Here is a 15,521-nt window from a genome sequence, read left to right on the forward strand (position 1 = left end):
TTTTACTCCCAATCAAGCCATTTAGTAAGATTGCGCCATGCGTTACTCAGGAGTAATGAACTGCGTTCATCAATCTGCTGCTTTCCCCATTTATCGGCGAACGTTATATCACCAAATTTTTTCTCTAGCATCAAGACTGAAGCATGACTTTTAGCATGCTCAGAAATATGGCACTCTGATGATAAGATATCTTCAATATCGTTAATTGAATCGTTAGCTAAGGCCTGAAGTAAATGTTGCTTTAGATTATACCAAGACGGTGAATTGGAGCTGGAAACTCCGTCTCTGACATCAATTAATACGTTACCAATCTTGTTATAAATTTCTGGGTTTGCAATCTCCTCATCCCCCCAGCCTTCTGTAGAACCACCATTGAAGACCTTCTTAATAGCGTTCTTTCGAGAAATTAATTCCCACATCGTGGTTGTTAGGAAGTCAGTACTCAATTTATTTGAGATCTGGTGATCAACGCCTTCAAGTTCAACACCATGCAAACCAGCTAAGAGCAACATCTTGATACTCTTCGGTTTGGTTAGAATTTGCTGTTTCGAACAGATATCAAGCCATTTTTCATCTACTGTATCTTTTGGAGAACCTTTTGTAATAATTTTATTTACAAGTTCTTCTCTGAAAAACTGATTAATAATATCTGGATTAAACCGATCCGACGTCAGAGAGCCGTGACCTAATGTGAACCCTTTTTGATCTGCATTCACACCGCGTTCATGTAATTTTTTGTAAACCGCATCAATACCATCAGCTCCGCCACTCATTGCTCGCCAAAGTACACTAAACGCTGTTACAGACTTAAGCACTTTTGCGAAGTCAGAATGTTCTGTCCCTGTTGCTTCAAATTTCTCATCAATTAATACAAATTGTATCAATAGACTTTGAACAATATCATGCTTCATATCCACAAGGTATCGAAGACATAAATTAGAAATATCTAAAACGCTAGAGTCAACTAATTTCCCAACATTTGGTACTACTACTTGCCAATGATCGAACAAAAAGTTGGCAGATGTTGCCAGCTGGCTTAAGTAAACGCCTTTGAGATCATAGTCGCAATTTTCATAACTCTTAAGCATTGCATCTCGCTGATCTCTTAAACTCGTAACTTTTACTTTTCCTTCAAAAGCTCGTACAAATGCCAGTATTAACGCTTTAGTTTTAAGGTTTTTTTCTTTACTATCGATGATATTTTCAAAACGCTCAGTTATGGAATTGAGAACATCCATTGCTGCTTCCAGTTCTTCTTCTGGAGCCCCCTCTTTACGCTTTTTACCTATGAATTCAATAGCTTTTGGTACAAATGTTTCAATCGCTGTGAGTGGTTCGCCCGTAGTATTCAAAGCTTCAAACATATCGAATGCATACGATTCATTGTTAACTTCAACGTATGTAAGGCAAACGCGATGAAGCAAAAATTTCGCAAATACGGCGATGTAAATAACTTCTGCAACTTTAGGATACGATTCAGCAACCAATGCTAAATTTTTATCAACAGGGAAATCTAAACACACATCCAATGTTTCAACATCGACTAAGTCACTAATATTAATTTTTTCTTCAGTTTCGCTATCAGGAAATTGAAATTGAAAGCCTTTTTGTACGCAGTCAAGCTGTTTTCTAATTTCTTTAACGTTATTAACGACACGTTTTGCAGAAGTACTCATCAATGATAAGTCTAAAGGCTTAAACACTGAATTATCACGTTGCTCCATAATGTGACGCTGATACACATACAACAATTCAGCTATTGGACTGTCATATAGAGCGTTTTTCTCACTTCTACCCCAACAATCGACCTGTGAACGAATAATTTTAGGGAGATATTTGTATACTTCATGTTCTGCAGTTGTCTCTACAACCGTATTCGAAGTGTCGATCTCTAGCTGGGAAACTACTTGGCGTAATTCATCAAGGACGTCTTTTATTTCTTCATCTTGTTCTGAGTTAATTGCTTTTTTCAAACTCGGTAAAAGTATTCTTAATCTTTCGTTAATACAGAGTATTATCAACATCAAAGTCGAAAGGCGCTGTTGTCCATCGATGATAAGTTTGATTTCTTCCGGTTTATCCCTTTTTACTAAAGGGTAAATGGTTAGGGCAATACTATCGTCCACACTGAGTATGGAACCGAGGAAAATAATCGCATCATGAGAATCAAGAAGATTTCTAAATACGTTTTCACAATCAGAAAACAAATCTCTAATATGACTTTCTTCCCATGAATATGGTCTCTGATAAGCAGGCATATAAAAGCCTGTTGTTTTACGTTTGCAGATGACATCAAATACTGATTGAGGTTCTGCTTTAAATATATCCAGAGACTTTTGCATCGATGTTTTCCTAGGTTACTGATATGCTTCGAAAATACCCTATTTATATCATTAAATCTAAGGATATTCTATGATCTTGACCGGGCATTTAAGTATAGTGAGCCTGGCGTTTCACTGGCCGCTGAGATTCCAGTCACAAAAGGCAGCTAGTTGAGTGGTTCGATGAGCTGAACATTATCCTGAAAGCCACAATATGCTAGGCAAAGCACATGAAATCAAGGACATTTTTAGAGACAAGCATCACGCTGGATTGAACATCAAGCTTTGCACCGGGCATAGTTTTCATTTCCCATGAAACAAGCACGGCACAACAACTTTACGATTAATGTTGTCAGTAGCTGGGCAGGGCAATGATGCACTATCATTGATGCCTTTAGTTTATGCCATTTATATGATGTGTTTTGATTTTATGTTTTTTTAGTGATATATTCTTATGTTATTGATTTTCATGGTGTAATGAACTTCTGAATACAATGAACTTCTAGATGCAATGGCCTTCTGATACAATGTTGTTTCCGTTTGGATAAAATCTCCAATTCAGCAGTAAGGTAACTACATTGAGCATCGAATCTACGATACTAAAATTCTCCGGACATCAAACTTTTCCTATCCGTTACGGCTGGATTTATAAAATAATTCAAGAAATTGTAAAAGGTGAGTCCATCTCGAGTAAGTTGAATATAGAGAAGCAGATGCAGTCAATGGGGATGGGAAAGAACATGGTACTTTCTGTCCGGCACTGGATTCGTGCACTGAATTTGGTGATATGCGTTGATAACAAAGAACAAATTTATCAACTGACACCGCTTGCTGAACAGTTATTTACTCATAAAAACGGTAGAGCAGCGTATGATGAATACCTTGATAAGATCGGGACGATCTGGTTACTACATTGGCTATTGCAATCCATTGATACAAGAAATGCTGAATTAAATGCGTCTCGTTTTTTATTCAATTATTTCAATGGGATAAAAGTAAAGAAAGAGTTTTTAGCAAATGAAATCAAAGATGCACTAACTAATCACGAGAAAGAGCTTACTGAAGAAACTCTAAACAAAGATATCGACTGTCTGTTGCAGATGTATGCACATAAGTCATTGCAATCCAAAAAAATTAATGAGGACAGCTTTGCTTCACCTTTCACAGAGCTAGGTTTGTTGAAGCAAGAAGATGCCAGGAGCTACCTGGCAGAACTTTCACGGCGTCCTTCACTGCCCGTAGAGGTCTTTACCTATGCCCTCATTGACTATATGCAGAGAAAACACCAAGAGAGTAAGGTAAACACGTTGTCTTTTGAAGCATTACTGAATGACGTAGGCTCTCCTGGTCGAGTATTTCGTTTATCTGCTGCCGGGCTTAGTGACAAACTTGATCAAGTTGAAACATTAACCGAAGGCAAAATAGCCTGGACAGATACCCAAGGTTTAAGGCAAGTACAGCACTGTTTCGAAGATATCAATAATATTAAAGCTGATCAGTACCTCAAGCATTACTATCAACCAGAAGGAAAATAAGAGTGACTCTTAGTAAACTTTACTCTATCGCTACACGCCATCAACGTTCTACCCGTATCGATAGTGATTTGAGCGCCGATTTCTTTCCTGGTTTGGTTTACCATGGAACTGCACAATCTTCCTTAGAAACGCTCTTCCGGCAGTACAAACAAACCGGACAGAGCGCCTATACACTTACTGGTGCTTATGGTTCGGGTAAGTCGACGGTTGCGTTGCTTGTAGCTGGTTTACTGCATGCTGATATTAATATTCGTAGTGAAGCACTCATTACTATAAATGATGAGTCTAAAATTCTATTAGAAGAAAGTGTCCCTTACCAGGAAGGGTGGTTACAAATACGCTCCGTAGGTGGAGTGAGAGGTCCTATAGAATCATTTTGGAATGCAACTCTTAGAGCACTCGAAGAACATCCAAAGACATGCAAATCCAGCATACTCAATAAGTATAGTAAAGTGAGCGTAGAGAGTGACAGTGAGCTCCTTAACTCATGGAAAACCCTGTTTGAAGACATTGCTCCATACGTTGATGGTGTACTTATCATCGCAGATGAAATGGGCAAAAGCCTAGAGTACATTAACCGAAATGGTGGTGATTTACATTTATTTCAGGATATCGCGGAAGAGCTATCTAGGATTAACACTCCAGTTATTTTTTTAGGATTGTTACATCAGGCATTTAGTGAATATGCTAAAGAACGTGGCACCAAGTTACAGGATGAATGGGGTAAGATTCAAGGACGCTATAGCGATATTCTTTATAACGTATCAACTGATGAAACGGTTGCATTAATTAGTAGCTCGATAAAAACAATATTACCGAAAAACGATGGTGATCAGCTCGTTAAACGTGTACTTGCAGCCCTTGAAGATAAGCGACAGCGTAAAGAGCTGCTACTTACACGATTGGAGCAATGTATTCCACTTCATCCATTAACCGCATTGCTATTAGGGCCTATTGCCAAGCGAAGATTTAGTCAAAACGAACGCAGTACGTTTAGTTTTTTGAATTCTCATGAACAGTTCAGTTTTCAACTTTTCTTACAGCAAACAAGTGACCAAAACGCTCGATATGATCTTAGTCATCTTTGGGATTATTTAGAAGCCAATATGGAACATGCTATTTTGGGATCCCCTGATGGCCATGGTTGGGCGACAGCAGCTGATGCAATAAGAAAAGCCTTGAAACAAGACTTTTCACCGCAATGCATCAAGCTGCTTAAAAGCATAGCTTTGATTACCCTGTTTGGTAAATCTGCCAACCTCACCGGCACTGAGAAGATACTGCTTACCGCAACCGAGATTACACAGCAAGAACAGCTTAATGCGTGTCTACAACAACTAAAAGACGCTTCCTGTATTGTATTTAGAAAATATTTATCCTCTTGGGTGGTGTTTGAGGGGTCTGATCTCGATATTGCTGGTTTAGTTGAAGAAAAACTTGACCAACTTCATAATAGTCATGAAGCGATTGAACGTATTAATTTTAGCTCCCAAGTTATTGCGAAAGGCCATTATCATGAATTTGGTACATTACGATGGGCTGCTCAATCGGTAGCAATGCAACTTAGTAGTATCGAAATTGGTTCGTTACTTACATCTCGAAATGGTGAATTCGCGAATTTCTTACTATTACTAAAAGAAGAATCGAAAGCGCGATTGAAGGAGTTGACACGAAACAACAAGTCACTAATGCTTGCTTGTGCACCAAATGCTAATGAAATTATTAACCTTGCGAATGAAAAATACGCGTTAGATCTTATCCAGAGTGATAAAATAACTGGAGCTGCGCTTACTCATGACAAAGTAGCTCGCGAAGAACACAATGCTCGTACTTTTAATGCACAATCAGCCCTTGAAACCGCTTTAACCTATGCATTCAACAACGCGGTTTGGTTTCACAACGGAGTTGCTTATGACAAAGAGACCATTAGTGAAATAGCAACCTTCGCTGCCGACAACATATTTTTCCAAACACCTAAAATCCTCAACGAGCTTGTTAATCGTAATAAGTTGTCTGGTACCGCAGTTTCTGCTTTAAAAAAGCTTCTTGAAGCCATGCTTGATAAAGAAGACTGTGAAGATTTAGGTATTGAGGGGTTTCCTCCAGAGAAATCCATGTATATAAGCTGCTTAAAAAATACATCTATTCACTCGGCCGAAGGTGAAAAAGGGCAGCATTGGTTCAGAGATTATTTGGATACAAATCTCAGTGCCGTGTTTGCCGCAGCTGAACAACTATTGAAAGATCGCAAAGGTAGTGAAGTTGGTTTGTCTGAAATCGCCGAATTATGGGGTAGTGCACCCTTTGGTTTAACGAGAGGCGTTATTCCGATTTTCATACTCGCTTTTTTGAAATCAATGGGTGAACAAATCGCATATTATGAAAAAGATATGTCTGGCGAATTTGCCTTTATCGCAGAGCCAGACAGTGACTATGTTCATAAACTGATCAAGAACCCAGGCGATCTTGCCGCGAAATATATCGTATTAGCAACTGACGAAAAAGAGTGGTTGCAAAACCTTGCGATTTTCGCTGCAGCGGAAACCAACCGTAATATTTCAAATAATATATTATCAGTTGCGACACCATTAGTTACCACAATACATAATCTACCGCAGTGGGTAAAAAATGCACACCATATTGTGCCAGATAATGATGCACGTAATAAAACCTATTTGAGAGTGCGAGATCTTTTTTTGCAAGCAAATGATCCACATACTCTACTTATTAAGAAGTTACGGAAAGAGCTGGTAGATTTTGGTGCTAATGATTTTACGAGTCAAATTGATCTCTTGGAAGACTGTTTTAAAACTCTCAGGCAAAAGCACGAGCAAATGTTAGTTTCGATCAAGACCAGAGTAAAAAATATTTTTCCAGAAAATGGTGAAGAATTAGCTCAAATGTGCCGGTACGTTGAGACAAATTCAGGTGACTTGCGCTTAAAAGCTTTTGCTAGAGAGCTCGCCAAAAGTGATACTGGATTATTACAGTGGCTAGAGAGCATAATTCAAATTGTCACTGGGCGCGGAAAACAAAACTGGAACGAAGGAATTCTTCAAACAGCATCAAACAAAATCAGTGACTACGCACAAGATTTTTTGAGTGTGGTAAAGTCGCAGCATAATGACGAAGCTAACTCTAGCTCTGGTAAAACAAAATTGGTCTCCTTAGTATTAGAAGGCGATGATGGTAAGCTAACCTCATTTAAGCGAGAAATTAGAGTTGTTGAAATGGATGAATTGCAAAACACAATGAATACTATTGAAGGTCATCTTTCTGAGCTTGATGAATTCCATAAAATCAATGTGTTGCAGCAATTGCTGAGAAAGTCCCTTGAAGCAAAAAGTTAAATAAACAGGTATTACTCATGAGTGATGAACGCAAGGTGAAACATGTTCTTGGCCTATCAGGAGGTAAGGACAGTGCTGCTCTCTCGGTGTATATGGCTAGGAACTATCCTGAGCTCGACATCGAGTATTTCTTTACTGATACGGGCAAAGAATTACCTGAAGTTTATGAATACTTGGAGCAACTAGAAATTGTTCTAGGTAAACCTATTCTGCACATAAACGACAAAAAAGGATTTGATTATTGGTTAGAGCAACACAATAATTTTCTCCCTGCAGGACAACAACGGTGGTGTACCATCCGTATGAAACTCGAGCCATTTGAGAAATGGATTCGCCCTTTCCTCAACGATGGCTATGAAGTTATTTCTTATGTGGGTATTCGCGCTGATGAACCTTGGCGCGATGGTTATCGTCCCAATGAGAACCAAAAATATCTCACAATCAAAATGCCGTTTGCTGAGGACGGCATTAAAAAGCAGGGTGTACTCGATATATTAGATAGTGCAGGGCTTGGTTTACCGAAATACTACGAATGGCGTTCTCGTTCTGGTTGTACCTTCTGCTTCTTCCAGAGAAAAATTGAATGGGTACGGCTACGTGAAGAGCATCCTGAGGCTTTTGAAGAAGCTAAGTCTTATGAAAAAAGAGCTGAGACTAGTGAGAATGGCGAAACTTTTTTCTGGATGGGGCCAAATGAACCATTAGAAACACTGGAGGACCCAGAGCGTGTCAAGCAGATTAAGGAAAACCACGAGAAGGTAAAAGCTCGTTTCGAGAAGAAAAAACAGCGCGAGAGAAAACGTCGATTAGGTATGCATGCAATGGTGGATGAAAGCATGATTATTGACACGTTAGATATGGACGCGATGTATGATCTTGAAGAGGGTGGCGGCGCTTGTATTACATGTTATAAGTAGCACTGTTGTGTATGATGCATAAACATCAGTTTACTATAAATGGTAGAAGCACTCCGAAGAGAGTGCTAACTGGAGCTGATTATTTTGCGGGCTTGCCTGTCAGTATTTCTGTGTATATGCCCACTTTTTAAGGCAATCGCTTAGATGGCTATGGCTACCGGACCTGACAATAAAATAACTAATTGTCAATTGTAACTCCCAAAAGGTAATTTTTCAGGCTTGATCCGAACAATGCTATGTGATCGTCGGTTGCTGCTCTAGAGGCCTGTGCAATTGTAAGTGCCTGCGTAAAATCGCCTAGAGGCCTTCCATCCATAATGTTTATGTCATCTGAGGAGATCTCTAAGCGTAACATCCAATTCATCGAGCACCAGATTGACGCCGTTATGAACCCTGTCGAAGCTGGATATAGTGATAGATCATGAGTTCGTCAGCTATCTGACGACGCAGTTTACGATAAGAATACGGCAATCATACAAGATATTATCGCTGAGTAGGGCAGTATTTTGTTATCAACCGGATACGCAACGTGATGAACGAGTTAATCAGATGGCCACAAGCTGGAGCTGCATGTGGGAGATTTATCATCTCGATTGGCGCAATGCCGTGAGAAGCCTTACTCTGGAATGCGTTTCGGAGCTGGAAAATAATCACGCAACTTTGTGATCTTCCACGCAGTATTCAATTTTATGTCCCATTTTGGGGGCAAATCCCCAAAATAAATTCTCACAACCCATTAATTTTCAATAAATTAAACGAAAAGGCGAGTCCGGCCTTCGCACTCACCCTCTAAACACCTCCTTCCTGCGCCACTCCACAAACCCTTCTTTTGGATAATTCTCGCGTATCATCGGTAGAGCAATCTCCTTCCCGGAAAAATCCCAGAATAGTCTGCCTACTATGCCGCTGCCATTTACTGCGGGTGACACCTGAACCCGCATACTCTCATCCAGCCCAATCGAACCTTTATCAAAGGCTTTATGGTGGATTGCGCACAGCGCAAGGCCGTTTGAAATCTCGCACGGGCCGCCGTGCTGTTTCCATTTGATATGGGCGGCTTCAAGCGCAACCGAAGTGCTGTCGTGGCGCATATTGAAGCCACAAATGGCGCATTCATAGTTATAGGCACGCAGAACCTGCTGGCGGAACAATGGGTCCCGCTGTTTGCGCTTTTGCAGGATATCAAACCCCAGTTCATTCGCGATCTCTTCCTGAATGCTTTCGGTGAAGTGCGCCTCGAGGATGTGCTGGGCCAGTGCGTTGATGAGGTTGTTACTCTTTTTCAGCAGGGCAAAATGTTGTTCATCAAATCCTCCGGCAACGTTATACGTCACCAGTTCTCCGGCTGGGGGCTGTTTGCTGCTGCCGGATGTTGAACAATGCTCGGCGTTTTGTAGCTCCCAGAACCCATCTCCCTGTAAGCGCCAGAAGGGCATATCGGGGCGGTACTGCGCGCGCTGTGGCCCAAATCGCTCCAGCAGGCTATGCAACGGGTCGCGAACTTCCGTACCGTAGTTAAACAGGCGACCGTGACCCTGCTGATAACCCGCCAGCACATGAAGCAGCAGCAGGGGCTTGTGCGGCGCGCGCTGCTCGCCTTTACGCCAGATGGTGATGTCGGCAATTACCTGTTGCAGGGTTTTACTGGAAGTCATTGATTTCATTATCAGGTAAATAATTGCGATGATGCTCGCAAAATATCACCTGATCAAGAGGAGTGAGGCCGATACACTATCGATGTCACTTTATCGCTTGCCGTTATTTCAGAAAGCCTTTAGTTAAAGGAACCTGCCCAATGAATGAATTACCTGACACGCTGCCGCGCGAGTACATCATCAAGGCCATTCACGCCTATGACTCGGGCTTCTCGCATCGTTTCAAAGAGGCACGACTTTATGAGCTGGAATTTCAGGGGCGACGCTATCCATCAAAAGCTATTGCCGGAATTGCGGCGACGCTTTTGACGGGCAAAGCGTTTACCCCTCAGGATTTCTCCGGCGGTATCAGTTCGAAATGCGTTAGATTATTGACTGAGCAAGGTTTTCATATTGTTCAGGATAAAAATCGTGCTGCGGTGGTGAGCGACACGATCTTCCCTGAAGAACTCGAGGCGCAAACTGAATATATCGAGGGGGCAGCGACTCAGGTGACCGTGAATCGCTATGAGCGCGACCGCAACGCCCGACAGGCAGCGCTTCACCACCACGGCTATCAGTGCAAAGTGTGTGGCATGGATATGTCAAAGGTCTACGGTAAGATTGCTGAAGGGTTTATCCATGTACATCACCTGGTACCCTTATCGGTAATAAAAGAAGACTACCGCCTTGATCCCATCAATGACCTGATCCCTGTGTGTCCAAATTGTCATGCTATGCTGCACCGGCGCATGCCGCCGTATACCCCAGAAGAACTGAAAAATATGCTGTGCTAAACGCTCAAAAAGGCGCCCGCAGGCGCCTCAATGACAATTACACTCTCACCCCTTCAACCCTTTCCCCGCAATCACCCCGATAAACTCCAGCACCTGCTTTTGCTTGCGCGCGGAGAGCTTTTCCACGGCGCGCAGGGATTGCATCAGTTCTGACTCTTCGGGTTCAGCGGCGCGGGCGGTGAGTACGATGCAGCCTTGCATTACGCGTACATCAACGCGGGTGCCGGTGTCGAATCCGGCGGCTTTCAGCCACTGGCCCTTCATCACGATGGACGGAAACTGGATGTACTTCACCGGCAGACGGCTGTAATCAGGATAGCGGCTCGCATAACCCACCTTCAGGCGACGGTTATCTACGGTGTGCACTTCTGGATCAAATGAAACTGCAATACAATGCGTATCAGTCATGGCGACTATTCTCACTTAATAGTTACTGTGATTAGCGATGCGCAGGTGTTGGCGCACCTTCGCATCGCGCTAATAAAACCCCTGTAAATTACCCCAGTATCTTGGGCTAAGTCCAGATGTAAATAAGATGAAATAAGCGCGAATAGCACGCTTTCGGAATAAATAGAAAACTCCCTCATCCCAATAAATCCGGTATTATTCACTGTATAAATTCATTGCCTTTTGCACGCCTGAATATCCCCTCGTTCCAGAAAACAGTGCCTGTCGGCATCTGGATAAAAATGTGATCTAACTCACTGAAGCAAATAGTAAACTCTGAAACAAGACTGTTTTGTACACTTTGCTTTACACTTTTAGTGATGTGAATCACAAATATAAACCCGCGAAGTGATCTGACTCTCACAAAATGGGGTGTACTCATTGAGCAATACATTATGAGCACAGCCTGGAAAGTTAAGTTTTCAGTATTTCCCCCCTCTGTGGGCGCACTACCGCAAACGGCAAATCAACCCGCAAAAAAAAACTCGTTGAATATGAACGGGTAAAAAAATGACGTGTGATTTGCATCACTCACATTTACAGCTTTTTAAATTATTGCCAGTGATTAATGTTGACCGGGCTATTTCCATAATCAATTAAATCTTGCATAGTGCCTCCACATTATTTCTCCCCCTGAATCAGGAGGCGAATAGTTATATTTCATCAGACTTTATTGATGAACTCGATATGCTTTACTTCACATTAATACGTACATGACCACTGTTACTGGAGAAACAAAATGAATTATCCGGCAGAACCCTTCCGTATTAAAAGCGTTGAAACTGTATCTATGATCCCGCGTGACGAACGCCTTAAGAAAATGCAGGAAGCGGGTTACAATACTTTCCTGTTAAATTCGAAAGATATTTATATTGACCTGCTGACCGACAGTGGCACTAACGCAATGAGCGATAAGCAGTGGGCCGGAATGATGATGGGTGATGAAGCGTACGCGGGCAGCGAAAACTTCTATCATCTGGAAAGAACCGTGCAGGAACTGTTCGGTTTTAAACATATTGTTCCGACTCACCAGGGACGCGGCGCAGAAAACCTGTTATCGCAGCTAGCAATTAAACCGGGGCAATATGTTGCCGGGAATATGTATTTCACCACTACCCGTTATCACCAGGAAAAAAATGGTGCGGTATTTGTCGATATCGTTCGTGACGAAGCGCACGATGCCGGTCTGAATATTGCGTTTAAAGGTGATATTGATCTTAACAAATTACAAAAGCTGATTGACGAAAAAGGTGCCGAGAATATTGCCTATATCTGCCTGGCGGTGACGGTTAACCTCGCGGGCGGACAGCCGGTCTCGATGGCAAACATGCGTGCGGTACGTGAACTGACAGCAGCACACGGCATTAAAGTGTTCTACGACGCCACCCGCTGCGTAGAAAACGCCTACTTTATCAAAGAGCAAGAGCAGGGCTTTGAGAACAAGAGCATCGCCGAGATCGTGCATGAGATGTTCAGCTACGCCGACGGTTGTACCATGAGTGGTAAAAAAGACTGTCTGGTGAACATCGGCGGCTTCCTGTGCATGAATGATGACGAAATGTTCTCTTCTGCCAAAGAGTTAGTCGTGGTCTACGAAGGGATGCCATCCTACGGCGGCCTGGCCGGACGCGACATGGAAGCTATGGCGATTGGCCTGCGCGAAGCCATGCAGTATGAGTACATTGAGCACCGCGTGAAGCAGGTTCGCTACCTGGGTGACAAGCTGAAAGCCGCTGGCGTACCGATTGTTGAACCGGTGGGTGGTCACGCGGTATTCCTCGATGCGCGTCGCTTCTGCGAGCATCTGACGCAGGACGAGTTCCCGGCGCAAAGCCTGGCTGCCAGCATCTATGTGGAAACGGGCGTACGTAGTATGGAACGCGGAATAATCTCTGCGGGCCGTAATAACGTGACCGGTGAACACCACAGACCGAAACTGGAAACCGTGCGTCTGACTATTCCGCGCCGCGTTTATACCTACGCGCATATGGATGTCGTGGCTGACGGTATTATTAAACTTTACCAGCACAAAGAAGATATTCGCGGGCTGAAGTTTATTTATGAGCCGAAGCAGTTGCGTTTCTTTACTGCACGCTTTGACTATATCTAAATAATAATTATGGCCCCATCTCATGATGGGGCTTTTTTGTCTTTCTTTTCCATGAACAGGAAGCCTTTGCGGTGCCCGTTACCGTGACATAACTAAAAAAAGTAAACCCTGACTCCGACATTTTTATTATCCGCATGATGTACAAATGACAGCTGTAATTATAACGAATAGTCTACAGGAACATTTATCATGGATATTAATGCCATTGAGCGACAGAGTAGTACCCCCGGACTGATTAGCGGAACCATGTTGGTTATCGCGACCGTAGTGGGTGGCGGGATGTTTTCCCTGCCGATAGCGATGGCCGGCGTATGGTTTCCCGGTGCGTCAGTTATTCTTCTCTTTATCGCCATCATGATGTTATTAACCGGTCTGATGCTGGTTGAAGTAAACCTGCATTATGGCGCTGGTGCCAGTTTTAATACCTTTACTCAGGATTTATTAGGCCGTAAGTGGAATATCGTTGTCGGTATCGCTTTCGGCTTTGTGCTGTATATTCTGACCTATGCCTATATCTCCGGTTCGTCGGCGGTGATGGCGCAAACCGTGTTCAAATACAGCGGCGTGCGCTTTCCGGCGAATATCTCGGTGGTGATTGTCAGTATGCTGGTCGGGGCGATTGCCTGGTACAGCTCCCTGCTGGTTGGACGTATTACTACCGTGTTGATTATCGGTAAGTTTATCGCGTTCTTTGCCACCTTCTCCGGGCTGGTTGGCCATATTGAAGTGGCAAAGTTGGTCGATAGCGTGGCGGTGGCGCTGCCCGATTCGCAGTACCTGCCGTATATCCTGATGACGTTGCCGTTCTGCATTATTTCGTTTGGTTTTCACGGTAACGTGCCGAGCCTGGTTAAGCTGTATGGTACGAGCGGGGTCCCGAATATTACGCGTTCGATTATCATCGGCACACTGTTTGCCCTGCTGCTGTATATCTTCTGGTTGGGCGTGACGATGGGCAACATTAGTCGTTCCTCGTTCCCGCCAATTATTGCCAAAGGCGGCAATATCGACGTGTTTGTCGAGGCCATTAGCGGGCTGTTCACCAGCCGTTATATGGATCTGATCCTGACCTTCTTCGGCAACTTCGCGGTAGCCAGTTCACTGCTGGCGGCGACGCTTGGCCTGTTCGATTATATCGCCGATCTGTTTCACTTTCCGGATGACGGCATGGGCCGCCTGAAAACCGCGCTGGTGACCTACTTCCCGCCAGCCGCCGTGTGCTTCTTCTTCCCGAACGGTTTTGTTCACGCGATTGGTTACGCCGGTCTGGCCTTTACCATCTGGAGCGTGATCCTGCCGCCGTTCCTGGTGAAAGCGGCACGGAAACGTTTTCCGACCGCCAGCTATACCGCGCCGTGTAATAACACCGTGCTCAACCTGGTGATTGTCTGTGGGGCGGTTGTTTATCTGACGGTTGTTCTGGACGTATTTGGTCTGCTGCCAACGTTTCGTTAGACGGAGTTAAAATGAAAAACGTGTTGTCTGTTCAGTCGTCAGTCGTTTATGGCTATGCCGGAAATAAAGCCGCCGTGTTGCCGATGCAGCTTTCGGGGATCGATGTCTGGCCGTTTTACACCGTACAGTTTTCTAACCACACCCAGTACGGGATGTGGCAGGGCATGGCGATGCCGCACGGTGAGTTGAGCGCCATCATCAGCGGGCTGGATGACCTGCAAAAGCTGACGCAATGCGATGCCGTATTGTCCGGGTATCTTGGAGATAAACGCCATTGTGAAGAGGTGAAACACGCGGTCACCACCATTCGTCAGCGTAATCCGCAGGCACTCTATTTTTGCGATCCGGTAATGGGCGACCCGCAAAAAGGCTGTATTGTCGCGCAGGGCGTGGAGTCCTTTTTTGTCGATGACGCCATTCAACTGGCCGACATAATGGGACCGAATCTCTATGAGCTGGGCGTGCTGACGGGCAGACAACTGCGTAGTTTTGACGAGGTAGTGGAAGCGGCGCGGCAACTGGTGTCGTGGGGCGTAAAGAAGGTGCTGGTGAAGCATCTCGGCGACTGCTCGCGTGACAAACAGGCGTTTGAAATGCTGCTGGTGACGGCGGAACAGACGTTACACATCGCCCGGCCGCTGTATAGCTTTGCCAAAATGCCGGTGGGCGTAGGGGATTTGATTTGCAGCGTGATGCTGGCCTCACTGCTCAATGGTTATGAGGACAAGCTGGCGCTGGAGCGGACCACCAGTGTTGTTGACGCGGTGATGCGACTAACGAAAGAGCGCGACTCGTATGAACTGCGGCTGATAGACGCGCGTCACCAGATAATGGAGCCGCAGATTCGCTATCAGGCAACGGTACTGTAGCGCCGCAAGGAGGCTGTATGTTTCTGACATTGCTGCGGCTTCAACATCCGCTGTTCTACCGTTTTGCGTGGCTGCGTATTTGGGTC

The 15,521-nt window shown here is 44.1% G+C and carries 10 protein-coding genes and 1 pseudogene; 8 read left to right on the forward strand and 3 right to left on the reverse strand.

Going from position 1 to position 15,521, the window contains the following annotated elements; genetic code table 11:
- Positions 1 to 2: 2 nt before the first annotated feature.
- On the reverse strand, positions 3 to 2,342 hold the full coding sequence (locus tag OGV94_RS19900) for a DUF262 domain-containing protein (protein ID WP_040230266.1): 2,340 nt from the start codon (positions 2,340 to 2,342) through the stop codon (positions 3 to 5).
- A 557-nt stretch (positions 2,343 to 2,899) separates the two neighbouring features.
- On the opposite strand from OGV94_RS19900, the gene OGV94_RS19905 reads away from it, so the two are divergent.
- The 4 genes and pseudogenes from OGV94_RS19905 to OGV94_RS19925 form a co-directional block, all read left to right on the forward strand.
- Positions 2,900 to 3,856: a DUF4007 family protein gene (locus OGV94_RS19905; RefSeq protein WP_072041410.1), complete on the forward strand. Its 957-nt coding sequence runs from the start codon at positions 2,900 to 2,902 to the stop codon at positions 3,854 to 3,856.
- Between the two features lie 2 nt (positions 3,857 to 3,858).
- Positions 3,859 to 7,206, forward strand: a complete 3,348-nt coding sequence (locus OGV94_RS19910) for a hypothetical protein (RefSeq protein ID WP_286524197.1) — start codon at positions 3,859 to 3,861, stop codon at positions 7,204 to 7,206.
- Between the two features lie 17 nt (positions 7,207 to 7,223).
- Complete coding sequence (locus OGV94_RS19915) at positions 7,224 to 8,123, forward strand: phosphoadenosine phosphosulfate reductase domain-containing protein (RefSeq protein WP_040230264.1); 900 nt, start codon at positions 7,224 to 7,226, stop codon at positions 8,121 to 8,123.
- A 548-nt stretch (positions 8,124 to 8,671) separates the two neighbouring features.
- A pseudogene (locus OGV94_RS19925) lies at positions 8,672 to 8,773 on the forward strand (FosA family fosfomycin resistance glutathione transferase); the annotation flags it as partial.
- Between the two features lie 132 nt (positions 8,774 to 8,905).
- On the opposite strand, the gene OGV94_RS19930 reads toward OGV94_RS19925, so the two are convergent.
- Positions 8,906 to 9,778, reverse strand: coding sequence for a phosphorothioated DNA-binding restriction endonuclease (locus OGV94_RS19930; RefSeq protein ID WP_286524200.1), 873 nt, complete (start codon positions 9,776 to 9,778; stop codon positions 8,906 to 8,908).
- Between the two features lie 140 nt (positions 9,779 to 9,918).
- Between OGV94_RS19930 and OGV94_RS19935 the strand changes: the two genes are divergently transcribed.
- Positions 9,919 to 10,554, forward strand: a complete 636-nt coding sequence (locus tag OGV94_RS19935) for an HNH endonuclease (protein ID WP_043018279.1) — start codon at positions 9,919 to 9,921, stop codon at positions 10,552 to 10,554.
- A gap of 45 nt (positions 10,555 to 10,599) precedes the next feature.
- Here the strand turns inward: OGV94_RS19935 and symE are convergent, their stop codons facing one another.
- On the reverse strand, positions 10,600 to 10,962 hold the full coding sequence (symE, locus tag OGV94_RS19940; protein WP_286524204.1) for an endoribonuclease SymE: 363 nt from the start codon (positions 10,960 to 10,962) through the stop codon (positions 10,600 to 10,602).
- Between the two features lie 778 nt (positions 10,963 to 11,740).
- On the opposite strand from symE, the gene OGV94_RS19945 reads away from it, so the two are divergent.
- The 3 genes from OGV94_RS19945 to pdxY all read left to right on the forward strand — a co-directional run bounded on the left by OGV94_RS19945 (position 11,741) and on the right by pdxY (position 15,435).
- Entirely contained in the window at positions 11,741 to 13,111 is a 1,371-nt protein-coding gene (locus OGV94_RS19945) for a tyrosine phenol-lyase (RefSeq protein WP_286524207.1), read from the forward strand.
- Positions 13,112 to 13,300: 189 nt separating this feature from the next.
- Complete coding sequence (locus tag OGV94_RS19950) at positions 13,301 to 14,566, forward strand: aromatic amino acid transporter (protein ID WP_043018282.1); 1,266 nt, start codon at positions 13,301 to 13,303, stop codon at positions 14,564 to 14,566.
- A gap of 11 nt (positions 14,567 to 14,577) precedes the next feature.
- Positions 14,578 to 15,435 (forward strand): pyridoxal kinase PdxY, encoded by an 858-nt coding sequence (pdxY, locus tag OGV94_RS19955; protein WP_043018283.1) that lies wholly within the window; start codon positions 14,578 to 14,580, stop codon positions 15,433 to 15,435.
- Positions 15,436 to 15,521: the final 86 nt, after the last annotated feature.

This window comes from Citrobacter sp. Ce006 (genome assembly GCF_030336535.1).
Taxonomy (GTDB): domain Bacteria; phylum Pseudomonadota; class Gammaproteobacteria; order Enterobacterales; family Enterobacteriaceae; genus Citrobacter; species Citrobacter europaeus.